General features: G+C 43.7%; 1 protein-coding gene. It reads left to right on the top strand.

Going from position 1 to position 1,214, the window contains the following annotated elements:
• The first annotated feature begins 241 nt into the window (after positions 1 to 241).
• Positions 242 to 1,150: a DALR anticodon-binding domain-containing protein gene (locus PY364_RS02790; RefSeq protein WP_275520342.1), complete on the top strand. Its 909-nt coding sequence runs from the start codon at positions 242 to 244 to the stop codon at positions 1,148 to 1,150.
• The last annotated feature ends 64 nt before the right edge of the window (positions 1,151 to 1,214 follow it).

Here is a 1,214-nt window from a genome sequence, read left to right as displayed (position 1 = left end):
GATTGCTTCGCGGAGCTCGCAATGACAATCAAGAGGGTAGTAAACCTGGATTTGGTATTGGTATTATAACAACCTTCTTGGCAGTTAGGACGTTCTGAGTTCCACCAAACTCGCTGATTCTATTCCCTTCTTCCCCTTCTTCCCCTTCTTTCCCTTCTTCCCCTAGCCCCTAGCCCCTAGCCCCTAGCCCCTAACCGCCTTGGCGGTTGCTATAGATGCGAGAAAGCTGAATACATGACTTATGCACGAGATACCAAAAATGCAGGAGGTGGGTACGATCTTAGTTTTAGGCGCGAAAGGTATGTTGCTGAAACGACTAGAGAGTGCGATCGCATCCCCTACGATCGCGCGTGAAGAAATACCCTTACAGCGCACTAAAGATGTTATGCGAGTGCAATACATATCTGCGATCGCGCTTAAACTCGCTCATATATGGCAACAACCAGCGATCGAAGTTGCTACCCAGCTTGCGGCTAAATGCCAAAAACACAATAAAAATAGAAGCTTTTTAAGTAAGGAAGATTTCACCGTTACCGTTTTGCCATCGGGGATGATTTTGTTTGAATTAACCGATGTAAGTATCGCCGCTTGGTTACAATACCTCACTGACACCCCACAGATGTTAGAAAAGGGAGAGAGTGAAATTAAATCTGCCTTTATTGAAAGCGATCGCATCTTTCCAGTTCAATATAGCCATGCTCGTTGCTGTTCTCTGTTACGACTAGCTGACCGCGATCGTATTATAGATTTGGTGGAGTGCGATCGGCAAACCAGTGTCCCATATTGGCAGATTCTCAATCCCAACCCTATCCCCTGGCTAAATTCTAACAACTGTCTGCGGTTAGTACACCCCGCAGAACTTAATTTAAGTTCCCAATTATTGATAACTCTAGATACTCTAGCCGCCCTTTTTAACGAGAATTTTGAAGAGCGGCTAAGCACCGATAAATTAACAAATTCGATCAAATTAGCCAATACTTTAAGCGATGCTTTCCAGACGTTTTATAGTCAATGTCGCATTTGGGGAGAAGTGAAGACAGAAACACCAAAACTTGCTCAAGCAAGGTTAGGTTTAATACTAGCAACTCAAACATTACTGCAATTTATACTGGAAGAACTATTAGGTATAATCGCTCCCCTAGAACTGTAAAGCAATTAGAGAATCCAGAACTTAATACATAATTGTAACGCCGCCCTCTGGGCGGTAAAGATAC

The sequence above is a fragment of the Kamptonema sp. UHCC 0994 genome (genome assembly GCF_029167235.1).
Taxonomy (GTDB): Bacteria; Cyanobacteriota; Cyanobacteriia; order Cyanobacteriales; family Microcoleaceae; genus Kamptonema.
The sequence above is the reverse complement of the archived record's forward strand: the minus strand, read 5'-3'. Positions and strand labels throughout refer to the sequence as shown.

Coding starts and splice junctions, on each gene's coding strand:
- PY364_RS02790 (WP_275520342.1), top strand. CDS start 242: ATGCACGAGATACCAAAAATGCAGGAGGTGGGTACGATCTTAGTTTTA.